Here is a 15,448-nt window from a genome sequence, read left to right as displayed (position 1 = left end):
CCTTCTGCAAAAATAATTTCATAGCTAATTGATCTCACATTTAGAATTTCTCTGGTTTAATTAGTACGAACCCAAGATAGGCAACTAATGCAACTGCAATAATTCCAATAACTATCATCGATAATGCCTCCTGTTAATATCTTCTCTACTGACCATTAGCTTTATACTCTCGCAGCTTTAGATCTTAGTATTCCCTCTTGGAATAAAGCTAGTACATCTCTCAAATGCAGCGGCAGTTTTCTCATCCATTTCTCCTTCTTCTTTTTCTGCTCTTAGCTTATCAAAAAACAAATAAAGCCGGTGTGAAGAACACCGGCCCTCGTATAAAGATGTTGTGAAGATTTTTATTCATCCACCAAACGATAACCAACGCCTACCTCGGTTAAGATATACCTTGGCTGCGCTGGCTCCTTCTCTACCTTTCGGCGAATATTCGCCATGAAGACACGGAGTGACTGCGTATCATTTCCGGAATAGGAGCCCCAAATCTCGTTAAGGATAAATTTATGCGTTAATACTTTTCCCACATGCTTGGTCATCAAAACCATTAGCTTGTATTCTATGGGGGTCAAATGGATTTCTTCCTCAGCAAGTAAAACACGCCGTTTATTAAAATCAATCTTCAGATCACCTACTATAAACAAGGAAGGCGTATCTGCTTCCGACTGGTTCGCTTGATTCATATGTCTGAACGCAACCCGAATTCGTGCCAATAATTCGGCAACACTGAATGGTTTGGTTAAAAAATCATCCGCTCCACTATCCAAAGCTTCTACCTTTTCTCGATCCAAGCCTCGCGCAGATACTACAATTATAGTTGCTTTAGTAACCGGCCTAATTCGTGTAATCACATCGATGCCATCTATATCCGGAAGTCCTAAATCCATAATTATAATGTCTGGGTTGTGAGAAGTAACGAGTGAAATAGCCGTTTTACCATGCTGTGTTTCCAAAACCTTATATCCTTGTGTTTCAAGGGAGACACAGATAAAATTACGAATCGGCTTCTCATCCTCAACTACTAGAATCAACGGTTTGTTATCCATCCAATTCACTCCCATTTTCATGATTAATGTTTGACTCGACAATAGTCGGTAAAGTAACCTGCAATGTTGCTCCACCAGTTGGATTATTATAAGCTGTAATCTCTCCACCATGTGCAATAATAATAGATTTGCAGATCGCGAGACCCAATCCGGTGCCTCGCCTTCCTGTTTTATTAATGGTTGATGCAATATAGAATCGATCAAAAATTAACGGTAAATCCGCTTCCGCAATCCCATTTCCATTATCTACAATTTCAAAAACCAGCTTGTCCTCTGCTAAATAGGCATTCAATTGGATGATTGATCCATCAGGAGTGTACTTAATTGCATTGTCCATCAGGTTAACCAAAACTTGTCCAATTAACATTCCATCCATCGGTATTAGGATCAGCTCATCTGGAATTTTTATTTTAATAATATGATTTACGGCGAGTTTTTTGACCCTAGCAACAGATTCCGCAACAACTTCCTCTACTGCCTCCATACTTTTGATCAATTCCAAATTCCCTTCATCCATCCGAGTTATGCTCAGGATATTCTCAACTGCATGCATTAACCAGCCGGCATCCTCATAGACTCCAAGCAGCAAATCCTTTTTAACTTTTTTCTCGAGCACATCATCATGATCGAGCAATGTACCTGTTGCACCTAGAATACCTGTTAAGGGAGTTCGCAAATCATGTGAGATAGCGCGCAAAAGATTGCCGCGCAGCCTTTCCCGCTCGACTTCTAATTTAGAGCTTTGCTGTTTCTCTGATAATCGCTCACGTTCAATAGCTAATGCGATTTGTGTCGTGACTGCCTCTAAAATTGTTTTCTGCTCTTCTGTAAGCAGCTTATTATCAAAACATGAAACACCAACAACTCCTAAAACACCGCTTTGGCCTTTAATCGCAAGATAATAGGCAGAGCGGTCTCCATGCTCATTCATTCCCGTGCCCATCGATTTCCCTGTATTAAAGACTTCGGATAAGACCTGCAATTCCAAGAAAGAAGTAAAGATACTGGCACGCTCATCATCGTCATTGGCATAAATGTAAGGTTTATCTAACTCATCCGCAGCATTGATAGTCGCCATTATAACAGAGCGATTTAACAGCTTTGCGATATCTTTTACTCCTACATCTGCAATTTGATTACTATTTCTAACCTTTAAAAGATTTTTACTAAACTGATAAAGAACCTGCGCTCTCTTTTCACGCATTATCGATAATTTGGTTTCTTGTTTAGCCTTTGTTGTCATAGTACTTGTAATAATGGCACAAATCAGCATAATCACAAAAGTAATGGGATAGTCAGGCCTATAAGCCATTAACGAATAATAAGGAACCGTGAAAAAGAAATTAAAAACCAGCACACCCAACACAGAAGCAATAATTCCGTATAAATACCCTTCTGTTTGCTTGGCGACGAGTAATACACCAAGAATATAAGCAATAATAATATTCGATTCATCAAAACCAATGTAACGGAACAAAAACGACAGCAAAGTTGCAAATAACATAATACTTAACGTTACGACAACATTTATTCTATTTAACCTCATTAAATATCCCCTCGTTATTCCGTGATTTATCCATTTCTAAACTTTATAAAAGAGTATAGCACAAAAAATCCTTATCGCGTTCTGTCTAAGCTGCGCCGATAAGGATTTGTATTCTATATTTATTACATTATAGAGGCAATGAGATTTGAGCTAACGCTTCGCCAACTGTGATCTCATACCCTTTATGAGTAGCCATATCACCAAGTGTTACGATGCCTAGCAGTTCACCATTTAATACTACAGGAAGCCGGCGAATTTGCTCTTTAGCCATAATCTGCGCGGCTACCTCAACAGTCTCAGTTGGTAATATTGTTCTGACATCCTTGCTAAGTACTTTCTCAACTGTAACTGCTTCATCCTGATGTTCGGCATATCCGCGAATCGCTAAATCTCGATCCGTAATCACACCCAACAATATTCTACCCTCAACTACCGGAATAAAACCTATATTATGATCTTTCATTTTTGTGGCAATATCGTGAAGGCTATCCTGCAAAGTAGCTGTAATGAAGTCCTTAGTCATGATTTCTTTGACCAGCTTAGCATCACTTAGCTCTCTTTGCAGCTCAAATAATTTATGTCTGCAGAGCTTGAGAATATGCTCTGGGATAGGTGAATCATAATCCAAGCCATGTGGAAAAGTTGCTTTGCCAATGTAGGCATCCTCGATGATTAAGATTGCATAAGGGGACTCGAGTCTACCTTGGGTTGATCTCGTATTCACTCTTAAATAATAGTCCGCATTGTCCGCCTTCTCTTCGATTTTGAAATCATAGGTTGCCCGTGTATATTCCCACTGCCAGCGTACAAATCCAAGCTTAGTAGTCACTTCGTCTAAATAAGCAAGCTCGCTAACCAAACCTTTGACTTCAACATCTTCTATTATCATTTGAATCCCTCCAAGTAGTTGGTTATGCGCAGCTATATTTAATCTCTACTCTATTACGATACTTCACTAAAAGTCACCTGTATGTAGCTAATCTAAGCTAATTCGTGACATTTCCATGAAGAACTTATGAACATTTAGTAGATCCGCATAACTTTCTCCGAAACCGCTTCATTATCGTCTCCATCCACTAGGATCAGCTTAACCTTCCATTTTCCCGGAAAGGCTAAATAAGTGCCTTCTGCAGAAAAAGTAAATTGTTCAATAGCAGCATCGCCTTTACTTACGGATTGATTTAATAATTTTAAAGGTATCTTAATCGGAGCTATTTCTTTATGACTAATGGCTAAAAGCTCGATAGAAACGGACTTGAATTCCGGCTTTTCGATTGGTTGTGTTAAGTAAACAGTAAATTGATTATTCCCAGCAACATTAGGTGTAATGGTTATATTTCGTTGCTCATTTCTTGAATAGAACCGCCAATCTAGGGGACTATTGCTCGGGACTGGAGAAAGATAAGTAAAAATACCCACAATAATCAGAATGCCGAACATCAGCGTAAAATCTCTTTTTAGCCAAATTCTTAAGCTTAGTTCATTCTCTGACTTTAAATAATGACGGATTCGACTTCCTGTGATCATAACAGCGGCAACCAAAACGAGCTTAGCTAGTAGAAAAAGCCCCCAGCCTGTATAGAGTAAATACTCGATTTTGGGTATTAGGATTAGAGCATAGAAAGTACCTGAAATAATAAGTACAATCATGCTAAGCAAGGCACCTTTTGAGAATATAGGCAAAAAGCGCGTGATTAAAAGCCGATGATTTTTCAGAAACAGTATGATAAACAGAAGTCCACCAACCCAAATCGAAGCTGCCAATAGATGAAGCCAATCTAAGATAAGTGTTATAACTGGCGGATCCGTAGCAAATGCATGCCCGCTAAATGCTTGGGTCACTAACAAAAGCATGACCCAAATACTAACGATCCACTTAGATTGCTTCGCAACCCAATAGGCTAGCAATGAGATGAAAAGCATGCTGAACCATGCAATCCCAACGGAGGTACCTGTCCATAACGCCCAAATATTCACAAAGGTAATCTCATCCAATGAATCCACGCTCTGCAATAATATGGTCTGGATGACAAAAAACAGATTTAAGTGAATGAAGTAGCGTAACCATTTTGTATACTCTTGCTTCTCAATCGGAGTTGCAAAGCGGATAAATGGCAGCCATAACAACCAGCCTACCAAAGATAATAGAAATAGATAATGCACAATACGGAAGCTATAAATAGCTTCCGTATCCGTATGACTATGGCCTTTTATTATCGGTAATTGCGGGTCAGAGGGCTGACCTAGCGTCCATACATATGTACTTTTTACAGCATGTCCATCCGCAGAGATGAGATGGTAAGTAACCGTAAATACACCGGATTTCAGCTCCGGAAGGGCAATACTAATTACCTTCTGATTCGCACTCATTCTTGTAGTGCTGCTCGTGCTTAGCTCGCCTTTATCATCATAAACCTTGATGGAGTAAAGCTCTTTTTGCAATCTTTCATTAAATTCAAGCCTGATTTCCTGCGGTGCTGCTTGCAGAATACTGTTAGGAGCTGGCAGTGCTTGCAGAAGCACGGAATGTGCCAATGCCGGTTTTGGCATAGCAAGTATGACTATAATTAATAGAAGAAATGCTATCCATTTTATAGCAATACTTAACGGCTTCATTAGTTCTCCTCGTTCGGTTTTGCAGGAGTGACTGGGGAAGGATATGTGCCTACGATCATATCAATCGAAGGATTGGTCACCCCAAAATAATGATTAGAGCTCTTGAAATGATGCAATAAATGGAACTTCTTCATCCATCTTCCCCAAGGAGTCAGGGGTCTAATCGAGCGATGAGTAACAAAGTGGCTCCATTCATAGTAGAGCTGATAGAAAGTGATGCCTAACATAAATGCGCAAGCAAGATGGAAATTCTGAGTGACCAAAAAAACGGTCGCGCCAAATCCAATATGATAGGAAATATTATAGATATTAGGAGTCAATAAATATTCAATATCATTAGGATTCTCATGATGCATGTCATGTCCTTTATAGGCTTTAGGCATCCATTTGGCAAAATATCCATGCAGAATAAAACGATGAACAATATATTCAACCAAGTAAAACCAGATTATCCCAATAACTGCAGCGATCCATACCCCATTAAAATCGGTTGAAAATAGCGTTGAAATACAATAAAAAGTAAGCACAGATAATAGAAATAGAATACGTCGATCAGTCAAAAACTCTTTCAAATGAGTTGCCACCTGCAACCCTCCAAACATCATTAATTTTTTGGCAAGCTATGAACCTTTCTTGAGGATAAAGTTAATCCTCTACAATAATAACACAAAACATGAACGGTGCTAATCCAAAGTTTTTACACTCTTGTTTCTCTAGCATATGCTGTAGTTTTACTAAAGTGACTTTATTAGCCTCAAGACCATCGAAACCGGTGCTTGGCATCTTCCGCTCCTCTAGCATATGCATCAACTACGGCTGCTATCTCCTGAATGCTCATCGGTTCTGTTATTTTTTCAGTTCAATGCTAGATTTCCGAGCATAACAGGCTCAAATTGAGCTTTTGTAGACAAGGAATTACCACCTTTTTTGGAAGATCATTCTCAGTATACAGCATTTCTATTCTTGATCCAAAAAACAAATTTACGTAAACCATACCTCCTACCGGCCTTTCAGTCTTTTTTTATTTTAGAAGTCTAATCCTTCTCTAAACACAGCAAGCTGCCCAATGATGCGGCAGCTTGCTCATAACGATTATGAAGTGAAGTTCTCTACCATGCGAACTTGGGATTATCAATAATCGCAACCTGGCCATCCTGTTCAACAACAAGCTTGCGATAGCCTTTGGTTTCAATTGTTCCGTAATCATGGCCAGCATCTGCCCGAAACACAAAAAACATTACTAAAGGCACATTGCCTGTATTAATACTTCTATGCGCATAACGTGGTGGCACATAAACGGCTGAACCTGGCTTCATTTCTTGGGTATCCCAATCACCCTCTGGGTTTTCCATCAGCAAGATGCCTTCTCCACTTAGACAATAATATACCTCTGCTGTTTCAAGAATCGTATGGAAATGTCCTTTAGTCATATAATATTCATTGCCAACCTTACCAGGATTGACAATGCTCGTGCCGAACAAAAGCTCTCCCGGTTTTTCTGGAAGCACCAATTCATAGAACTCATACAACAGCGGGTCACCCTCGCTCAGCTTCTGTTCAAAAGCAAGATCATCCGCGTACATGCCTTTCATCTTAGACAGATGGCGTTTCGTTGTGGTTCGGCTTGAAGAGTGTCCACTTAATAGATTAAAATCGATCACAAAAGGCAAGGTAGCCTTATTCTCTTCCATTCTGCATAACTCCCTTCTTATTTTAAGCTATTTGAGATTCGCTCTATTTCGCTAAATTGTTGTGGTGTGATTTCAAAGTGGAACACCTCTGCAATGACTTGAGTCCAGCCATGGATAAAATAAATCCAACCATCCTCAACCTGTAGCTGCTGTTGTCCCTGCTGCTTCCGAGCTTGCTTCAGGAAATCAAGCTCTCCTCGGTAATTGAGCTCCCAAACTACACTCTTATCAGGAAAAAGCGCATCATCTGTGAGCGGTGAGCCTGGGCGATCTTTGCCTAAACCTGTAGCATTGATAACTAACGAGTGTGGTTTCAGCTTATGGAGCAGCTCGTCATTGGTGATCGACTCTGGTGTAAGATGAATAAATCGTGCCATTAATTCAGGACGCATCTTGCTCACGAGTCGCTCGATTTCCTCTAAACGCGATAGGCTGCGATCTGAAATAAATAGCTGGCTTGGAATATTGGTTCCGTGTTTTTCATTCAGCAAATATGAACAAATCGCAATAGCACTACCGCCTGCACCCATAATAAACAAGTCTCCACTGTGCTCGCTCCAATAATCTGCAGGTACAAAGGCATCCATCGCTAAACCACTGGAAATCGGGTCTTTGGCAAAGCCTTCAAGCTTGCCAGCTTTTTTGGATATGGAGGATAATTCACCAAACATCGTTGCATAAGGATCGAAATAATCAAACATATCCGCTGCAGCTTCATATAAGTCAATTTTGTGAGTCGTCACTAAGGCTCCTAAAGACAGCACATCCTGCTTAATAAAGCCAACCGCTTCCCGATAAACCTCTTGCTTGGCATGAAGTTCAATATCTATGCCTTTAATAATCGCGTTATCCAAGCCTAATACCTCTGCCCACAGAGGAAAAAGCTTCATTATCGAGGATTGGCCTGTTGTGACACCTATAAAATACATCGTAGGCTGAGTTGCCTGGGTAGGTAGATTCATATATGGTCTCCTTACTTAATGCCATTAAGCATTTCCAATAAATTTCTGGTTGAATAAAGCACCATTCGCTCTACAGATTCATGAGTGAAAGCTCCAATATGCGAGGTTAAGATGAAATTATCCAATTTAATTAGTTTGTTATCTGCCTCTGGAGGCTCACTTGAAAATACATCCTGTGCCGCCCCATAAATTTGATTGTTAACTAGCGCTTCATACAAATCATCTTCGTTAACTAGTTCTCCTCTGGAAGTGTTGATCAGCATTACTGTTGATTTCATCCGCTTAAGCGCTCGTTGATCAATCATTTCCTTAGTCTCTGGAAGATAAGGCACATGCAGCGAAATAATGTCGGATTCTTGATATAAAATGTCTAATTCTGAAATGATTTGAATTTTATATTGTTCAGCGAATGCTGTATCTTGCCAAAAAGGATCATAAATCGACACTTCCATCTGCAAGCCAATCGCTCGCTTAGCTACTTCACGGCCAATTTGACCGCCGCCGATTAAACCAAGCTTTTTCCCTGTCAATTCATAACCGATGGACCGCTCCCACTTTCCACCTTTAACTTTTGCGGCAACAGAGGTAATATTCCTCGCCATAGTCAGCATAAGTGTGATGGCAAGCTCTGCAACGGATATATGATTAGTTCCAGCGGCATTCATCACTTGAATTCCCAGTTCTTTTGCCTTGATTAAATCGATATTGTCCATGCCCATTCCATACTTAGAAATCGCTTTAAGCTGCTTGAATTGCGCTAAAGCGAAGCCTGGTAAAGGATCAATCCCGACGATGATTCCAACTGCTTCCTCCCCTGCCAGCTCGAGGATTTCTTCGACAGTCAAAGTGCGTCCAAGCTTATTTTCGATAGGCTCATATCCTTGTTCACGCAGCAAAGCAAAAGCCTGATCTTTATAAAGACCAAATGATTTTGGTGTTACCAGCACCTTTTTCATTACACAAGATCCATTTCAGCTAAGGTAGCAGGAATTTCATGTGCAGTGTTCACTTTATCGGGACCAGTAACTAAATCAAAACAAGAAACTATTAACTTGCCTCTATAAACAATCGGTTCTCCAGGCTGATCGAGCTCTCCATGAAAGCCATCTGTATCCGGACTTTGAGCTAATCGCCTTACTTTACCATCTGGCGAAACGACAGCAATTGCATTGGCTGAAAAATCCGCGATATAAAGATTGCCGTTATCATCCATAATCATTCCATCTGTAGATTGCAGCTGCGTTGGATCCTTCGCCCAAACCACATTAGCCAGCACACTTCCATCGCTGTTAAAGCTGATTTTGTGTACAGCTCCATCCCCGAAATTCCCGACAAATAGATTACCAGCAGGGTCAAATTCAATTCCATCCGCTCCATATTGGCAGGCTGGATCTAAAGTAATAAACGTAGTCAAGATATGCTTATCTTCAAGTGTATTAGTAATCTGAATATCCTGCTCTTCTAGAGCAAATTTGTATACACAGCTGACTAGCAATCCAGAAGAATCAATGACTTTAGTTAACATGCTTTGAGTTACATACATATAGCCGTCACGAATCCGAATCCCGTTGGGATGCTCCATCCCCGCAGCAACGACAGTGGTCTTAGTCACAATACCATCTTGAATCCGCAGCCTTAGAACACGACCTTTGAATATCAGCTCTGGAGCTCCAGACCAGCCTTGATTATCACAAACATACAGATCCTCATCCGGACCAAAAGCAATCCCCATAGGTAAAGCAAGCCCGGTTTCCGCTAATACAGGAACATCGATCCACTTCGTGATTTGCTTGTTTTCATCAATCTTGATAATGCAACCAGGCTTTGTTGTATCTGCATAATTAGGACAGGATAGAACGAGATTCCCCTCTCTATCTATGGCCATTCCGTCAGGTGTCACCGCATAGTCTTCAGGTAATAAAGTAAATAAGCGAGATTGTTGCATCTCTTCTCCACCTTTATCGATAATTTTAGAATTGAATAATCATCTTCCGTACCGATCCACTGTTTACAAGCTCGAAAGCATCCAAAACGTTGCTAAAATCCATCACATGGGATATAAAGACTGCTGGGTCCAAAACTCCCGCTTGTATCCATGCGATAATTTGTTCATGACAAAGTGATTCCTCCAGCTTAGAAGGCCATTGCACAAACTGAAGTGTCCAATTATAGGGTGCCAAACTCCAATCTAGATTCATCTGCAATTGGGATGAGATTCCATAACAGCCAATAACCCCGTTATATTTAACCAGCTTCATGGCTTGATTAATAATCGCATTGTCTCCTACAGCATCAACAATATAATCTATTCCATCCGGAGCTAGCTTCCTAATCGCTTCCACTTCATTGACTTTATTGCTGTTAAACGCGTAATCCGCCCCCATATCGATGGCTTCCTGGAGCTTTTCATCGCGATTAACAGAAACAATGATCGGGCTCATGCCTAATAATTTAGCAAATTTCACAAAAGCCAATCCGACAGGACCTGCACCGTAAACTACTAAACTTGCCTTCTCACGAAAACCAAATCGCTTGCAAGCGCTTAATACCTCACGAAAAGTAATAATCATCGCCGCATGTACAGATGAGATTTCACTAGGTACTTTTTGCTGTGCATAATAGGCTTCCGAAAAACTTGGGTTACCTGGCCCTTTGCCATGAGCAATCATTGCAGCAGCATCACCCACAACGGCAAACTCGGAAAAAGCTCCCCAGCCTGAATAATAGCCATCTGTTTCCGTTTCAATAAAGGGCAGCAATACCAAATCTTCCAACTCAAAGCTTTGCACATACTTGCCTAATTCAATAACTCGCCCCACTCCTTCATGCCCCAAAATCGCAGGATAGGTATGAAAGCCTTTAAACTGTCCATGGATCAGCTTTGAATCAGTGCCTCGGCAAACGCCGCAGCTTTCCATTCTAACAAGTGCTTGATAATCATTGATCTGAGGGACAGCAATATTCTGAATCGATAGATGACCTTTATCGTTTACGGTTAAGCTTTTCACATGGACATCCTCATTTCGGGTTAATAGGTTTTTCGGACTAATTCGTTTACTTCTAAGCTAGTTGGCAGTGCAGGGATCGCGCCGATTCGAGTAGTTGCAAGCGCACCTGCCGCATTAGCAAACTGCAATATAGCAATTAATCTCTCATCTACAGCCAAGGATGCATCCTTACCCACATTTATATTTTGCGATAGCTGGTACAAGACCGCCGCCATAAAAGCATCGCCTGCTCCTGTCGTTTCAATGGCATTAACCTCAATACCGCCTAAAGAACCGCTATGCGTGCCATCGGAATAATAACAGCCGTCTTTTCCTCGCGAGATTAGCACTAATCGTGGGCCCATTTGCAGAATAAACGCAGCACACGCTTCAAGTGACTGGCTCCCTGTAATAAATTCCATTTCTTCTTCACTTATCTTGACAATATCGGCATATTGAAACCCAGCATTGATTTCTGTACGTGCTGTTTCTTCCGTTTCCCATAAGCTCATTCTTAAGTTAGGATCATAAGAGATCAACAATTGATGTTTACGAGCATATTCCAGTGCTTTTAAGCTCGCTTGCTTACTTAGTGGGGAATTAAAGCTTATAGAGCCGTAATGAAATATTAGTGCTTGCTTGATATACTCCTCAGAAATATCGTCTGGACTTAACAGCATATCCGCACCTGGGTTTCGATAGAATACACAATCGCGGATTCCGCTAGAGTGATTGGCAACAAAAGATAATGTTGTCCTAGCATCTTTATCCATTGCAAGACAAGTAGTATCCACAGGGATTTCTTCCAATACGGCTTTTAAATAATAACCAAACGGATCATCCCCAACCTTGCCGATAAAACCCGACGTACCACCCAGCTTGGCAAAGCCAGCGGCCACATTAGCTGGTGCACCACCAGGTGCCTTAGTAAAACCTGAGCTATCGATCAACGATACATCCCGCTCTAGAACTACAAAATCTATTAATAGTTCACCTAGGCTGATTAATTGCGGCATTGATTAACCCCCTTAATTAGTTTGTTTATAATTAAAAGGCAACGCTTTCCATCAACAAAAAGAAAGCCTGACCTTCTGGTGCCGTTCCCGCTTTACTAAAGGTTGGAGCACCGCATACTCCCTGTACCAAACCATATTCATCGACCTTAGTATTCGCTGCTGCCCTCATTCGTCTTGCAGCATCTAAGTAGCTGTCGTCGATCCAATTTTCATTAATGGCATTAAATATAGCATAAGCCAACATCTGCGCCGTATTCGTTTCTACAAAGCTTTCTGTATTATCCAACACATCATGGAACAGTCCATCCTTACGTTGATAAATTAAACAGCCAGCCAAAACTTCTTTTAAATAACCGATTAATCTATTACGTTCGAGCTCCATCGAGTCAGGCAGTGCCTTAATAACACGGACAATACCTGCGGCTGCCCAGCCATTACCTACTCCCCAGCAATCCTCCCTCACATAAGCTTGTTTTTCATCATCCCACATATGTGCATACATTTGTTTGTCTGTTAACCAGAGTAAAGAGCGAAATCCATCGATCTGTTTAACCGCTTCCTCTGGATGTCCTGCTGCTGCGAGAAATGGCGGAGCCATATAGAAAGAATCCACCCAAACCTGGCGATGATCGACGGTATGATTCAGTATCCCGTGCTCCGTTTTGGGAGCATGATGTAATAGATAATCCAGCATCTTATCGGCTGCCAGCTTGAATAATGGATCGCCCGTTGCTTTCCAAGCAAATAACACAGGCTCACCATTAGCAGCTGCGTCAGTAACGCCATTGCTATCACTTAACATCCCTAGTCTGCCAAGCTCATCCTGCCTAACAACAGCATCTTTGGCCATTAAGATGACATAGTCTGTTTCGCCCAATTCCAGCATAGCTTGAGCGGTTACACCTTGCTCCCAAGAAAATCTTTGCATACTGAGTAACGCTTGCTTTACCTTATTTACAGCTTGGTTTGGATCCATCGGCATCTCCTTCTTAGCTCAAAGGTCATTATGTCATTACATTTGATCGTAAAAAAATTATTTGGTAAGCTCAAAGCTAAATTTACTGCGATTCCCTCTATATTTAGCTAATGAATATTCAATTGGCGCTTCATCAGCTAGATACGTTATGCTTTTAATATATTGCAACGGCGATCCAATATCAATCTGCAATAAAGCGGCTTCATAGTCCCCTGCGATCACCGCTTCAAGCTCGCGAGTTGCCTTTAATAAACATAAACCACATTCCTGTTCCAATATTTCATACAGCGATTCGTGCTGGAGATCCTTCTCCAGAATTAAGGAACATTTGCTGTAGGGTAAATAAGTAACCACATAGACAATCGGCTCTTCATTAGCATATCGAAGCCTTCGCAGCTGAATGACTTGACTATCAAGCGGAAGCTTCAGCTTTTCACTGACTTTCTCATCACTTTTTTTCACTTCCATACTGAGAACCGTTGTTGTGGGCTTAAGCCCTTTTTTAATCATTTCATTATTAAAGCTATCTAACACCTGCAGGAAGGATTGTGAAATCTTCGGTTTAATGATGAAGGTCCCTTTGCCTTTTTGCCGATATAAGTATCCTTCAACAACTAGCTCATTCATGGCTTGACGCACCGTAGGTCTACTAATACTGAAATGTTTGCTAATTTCAAGCTCGGTTGGTATCTGCACATCTTGATTAACATGATGCTCGGTAATGTACTCCAAAAGAATTTCTTTCAATTGATAGTAATAAGGAATTGGAATATTCTTTTTTAAGCTTTTACTGAATAAAATCGACATATGGCAACTCCTTTCTATCAATCAAACTATTGATTACCCTTTTACTGCACCGACTGTAAGGCTGTTCGTAATTTGTTCCGTGAAGATCATGTAGAGAATAACGGATGGCAAAGCAATTAACGTTAAAACTGCAAATTGCGCTGCATAATTGGAAGCGTATTGACCTGTAAATTGAATAAGTGAAAATGGCAATGTTTTATAAGCATCTGAACGGATAAACGTAATCGCCATGATAAATTCATTCCAAGTGCTCAGAAAAGCTAAGACTGAAATCGAAGCAATGACTGGACGTGAAATTGGCATGATAATCTTAAATACAACACCTAACAGACTCAATCCGTCGATTACAGCTGCCTCTTCAATAGCTCTATGTGTAGTTTGCAAGAATCCAATGAAAATAAAGACACTTACTGGAATTAGAAAGGCAATATTCGGCAAAATCAGCGCAAAATAAGAATCGATTATTTTTAGCTTACTAAAGATAAAAAAATTGGGTAACAGTGTCGAATAAATCGGGACTATTAAACCAACCATCACCAAAGCCAAGATATATTTGTTTCCTTTCCACTCAATGCGGGCTATAACATAACTGAGCATCAACGAAGCCATAACCGTTACAAAAATAACAACGGCAGCAATTAAGGCACTATTCGATAAGTATTTAGCAATGTGCCCTACATTAAAGGCATCCACATAATTTTTCCATTGGAATGGGTTGGGCCATTTCAGAATAGCACTCCCATAAAAATCACCGCTTTTCAACAATGAAAAGTTGATCATCCAAACTAAAGGGAAGACCTGTACGATGGCTACCAAAGCAAGCAAGACTACCATAATTAGTTGAAGCAGCTTGAACTTATTTCGTGTAAAAATCATCAGAATTCACCTACATCTTTCTTTAGCAGACGATTCATTATCAAGGTAACGACTAAGCAGAATATGACAAATAGTACTGAGATCGCATTTCCATAACCAAAAAGTCCGTCTCTAAAGGCTTTGTAATATAAATACGTTCCAAGGAATTGAGTGCTGTTGGCAGGTCCGCCGCCTGTCATCAAGAACACCGTCTCCATTTGTTTGAATCCTGCAACAATTGCAAGAATGACATTAATCCTAATTACCGGCATCAACAAGGGTAATACTACCTTCATGTTGTATTGAAGCTTACTGGCTCCATCCACAATTGCAGCCTCATGCATTTCCGATGGAATTCCTTTAATTCCAGTATAATACAATAAATACGCATAACCAAAGCCCTGCCACATCGCTACGAAAATAATTGAGAATATCGCGATACTCGAATTGCCTAGCCAATCCTGCTGCCAAGAAGGTAACCCTACGGTAACCAATATACGATTAACTAGTCCAAATTGTGCCGATAATAAACTTACCCACATTTGCGAAGTAACGAACGTTGAGATAATCGATGGAATAAAGATAATGATCCGCAAAGGTCGTTCCCATCTGCCACAATACGGAGTTACAATAGCCAAGAATATAGCAATCGGATGCTGCAATAGAATAAAGCAAATCCCTAAAACTAAAGCATTGCGCAACGAGCTCCAGAACACACTATCATGAAAGAATATTTCTATATAATTCTTGAATCCAATTAGTTGAAAGTCAACACCATCATAATTGGTAAAGCTTAGAAAAATCGCTATAGCAATGGGGACTAATATCAAACCGGCAATAAAGAGCAAGCCCGGTGTAATTAACAAATAAATACTTCTTTTCTCCATCCACAGTTTGTTCATAATCACCATTCCGTTCATCTTTATCTTTTCTTTGTAAAAAAATC

At 40.5% G+C, this 15,448-nt stretch carries 17 protein-coding genes; all 17 read right to left on the bottom strand.

The features are described from left to right. Positions 1 to 40 precede the first annotated feature (40 nt). The 17 genes from kdpF to EHS13_RS16620 all read right to left on the bottom strand — a co-directional run bounded on the left by kdpF (position 41) and on the right by EHS13_RS16620 (position 15,404). Positions 41 to 118 carry a K(+)-transporting ATPase subunit F gene (kdpF, locus tag EHS13_RS37545; protein WP_155705394.1) on the bottom strand — a complete coding sequence of 26 codons (78 nt, stop codon included), beginning with the start codon at positions 116 to 118 and terminating at the stop codon, positions 41 to 43. A gap of 226 nt (positions 119 to 344) precedes the next feature. Beyond that, positions 345 to 1,046 carry a response regulator gene (locus tag EHS13_RS16695; RefSeq protein ID WP_155701429.1) on the bottom strand — a complete coding sequence of 234 codons (702 nt, stop codon included), beginning with the start codon at positions 1,044 to 1,046 and terminating at the stop codon, positions 345 to 347. Next, on the bottom strand, positions 1,039 to 2,592 hold the full coding sequence (locus tag EHS13_RS16690; RefSeq protein WP_155701428.1) for a DUF4118 domain-containing protein: 1,554 nt from the start codon (positions 2,590 to 2,592) through the stop codon (positions 1,039 to 1,041). The genes EHS13_RS16695 and EHS13_RS16690 overlap by 8 nt, the downstream gene beginning before the upstream one ends. 127 nt (positions 2,593 to 2,719) lie before the next feature. Further along, complete coding sequence (locus tag EHS13_RS37370; protein ID WP_155701427.1) at positions 2,720 to 3,481, bottom strand: YugN family protein; 762 nt, start codon at positions 3,479 to 3,481, stop codon at positions 2,720 to 2,722. Between the two features lie 134 nt (positions 3,482 to 3,615). After that, complete coding sequence (locus tag EHS13_RS16680; RefSeq protein WP_155701426.1) at positions 3,616 to 5,208, bottom strand: copper resistance CopC/CopD family protein; 1,593 nt, start codon at positions 5,206 to 5,208, stop codon at positions 3,616 to 3,618. Then, the gene (locus EHS13_RS16675; RefSeq protein WP_162463140.1) at positions 5,208 to 5,792 is read right to left on the bottom strand and encodes a sterol desaturase family protein; all 585 of its coding nucleotides are present in this window, start codon (positions 5,790 to 5,792) and stop codon (positions 5,208 to 5,210) included. Before EHS13_RS16675 ends, EHS13_RS16680 begins: the two co-directional genes overlap by 1 nt. 61 nt (positions 5,793 to 5,853) lie before the next feature. Continuing rightward, positions 5,854 to 5,991: a hypothetical protein gene (locus EHS13_RS16670; protein ID WP_155701424.1), complete on the bottom strand. Its 138-nt coding sequence runs from the start codon at positions 5,989 to 5,991 to the stop codon at positions 5,854 to 5,856. Between the two features lie 326 nt (positions 5,992 to 6,317). After that, entirely contained in the window at positions 6,318 to 6,899 is a 582-nt protein-coding gene (locus EHS13_RS16665) for a glucose-6-phosphate isomerase (protein WP_155701423.1), read from the bottom strand. A 17-nt stretch (positions 6,900 to 6,916) separates the two neighbouring features. Then, positions 6,917 to 7,861 carry a shikimate dehydrogenase family protein gene (locus tag EHS13_RS16660; RefSeq protein WP_155701422.1) on the bottom strand — a complete coding sequence of 315 codons (945 nt, stop codon included), beginning with the start codon at positions 7,859 to 7,861 and terminating at the stop codon, positions 6,917 to 6,919. 11 nt (positions 7,862 to 7,872) lie between these two features. Further along, positions 7,873 to 8,817 carry a phosphoglycerate dehydrogenase gene (locus EHS13_RS16655; RefSeq protein ID WP_155701421.1) on the bottom strand — a complete coding sequence of 315 codons (945 nt, stop codon included), beginning with the start codon at positions 8,815 to 8,817 and terminating at the stop codon, positions 7,873 to 7,875. Next, positions 8,817 to 9,806, bottom strand: a complete 990-nt coding sequence (locus EHS13_RS16650; protein ID WP_155701420.1) for an SMP-30/gluconolactonase/LRE family protein — start codon at positions 9,804 to 9,806, stop codon at positions 8,817 to 8,819. The genes EHS13_RS16655 and EHS13_RS16650 overlap by 1 nt, the downstream gene beginning before the upstream one ends. Positions 9,807 to 9,831: 25 nt before the next feature. Continuing rightward, positions 9,832 to 10,869 carry a zinc-dependent alcohol dehydrogenase gene (locus EHS13_RS16645; protein ID WP_155701419.1) on the bottom strand — a complete coding sequence of 346 codons (1,038 nt, stop codon included), beginning with the start codon at positions 10,867 to 10,869 and terminating at the stop codon, positions 9,832 to 9,834. 20 nt (positions 10,870 to 10,889) lie between these two features. Then, complete coding sequence (locus tag EHS13_RS16640; RefSeq protein WP_155701418.1) at positions 10,890 to 11,864, bottom strand: PfkB family carbohydrate kinase; 975 nt, start codon at positions 11,862 to 11,864, stop codon at positions 10,890 to 10,892. 31 nt (positions 11,865 to 11,895) lie between these two features. Continuing rightward, positions 11,896 to 12,840, bottom strand: coding sequence for a glycoside hydrolase family 88 protein (locus EHS13_RS16635; RefSeq protein ID WP_155701417.1), 945 nt, complete (start codon positions 12,838 to 12,840; stop codon positions 11,896 to 11,898). A gap of 57 nt (positions 12,841 to 12,897) precedes the next feature. After that, positions 12,898 to 13,647 carry a GntR family transcriptional regulator gene (locus tag EHS13_RS16630; protein WP_155701416.1) on the bottom strand — a complete coding sequence of 250 codons (750 nt, stop codon included), beginning with the start codon at positions 13,645 to 13,647 and terminating at the stop codon, positions 12,898 to 12,900. A 33-nt stretch (positions 13,648 to 13,680) separates the two neighbouring features. Continuing rightward, positions 13,681 to 14,523: a carbohydrate ABC transporter permease gene (locus EHS13_RS16625; RefSeq protein WP_155701415.1), complete on the bottom strand. Its 843-nt coding sequence runs from the start codon at positions 14,521 to 14,523 to the stop codon at positions 13,681 to 13,683. After that, the gene (locus EHS13_RS16620; protein ID WP_155701414.1) at positions 14,523 to 15,404 is read right to left on the bottom strand and encodes a carbohydrate ABC transporter permease; all 882 of its coding nucleotides are present in this window, start codon (positions 15,402 to 15,404) and stop codon (positions 14,523 to 14,525) included. The genes EHS13_RS16625 and EHS13_RS16620 overlap by 1 nt, the downstream gene beginning before the upstream one ends. Positions 15,405 to 15,448: the final 44 nt, after the last annotated feature.

Origin of the sequence: Paenibacillus psychroresistens (assembly GCF_009728935.1) — a bacterium.
Lineage (GTDB): Bacteria > Bacillota > Bacilli > Paenibacillales > NBRC-103111 > Paenibacillus_AC > Paenibacillus_AC psychroresistens.
Note: the sequence above shows the minus strand (reverse complement) of the source record. Positions and strands in the feature narration are given on the sequence as shown.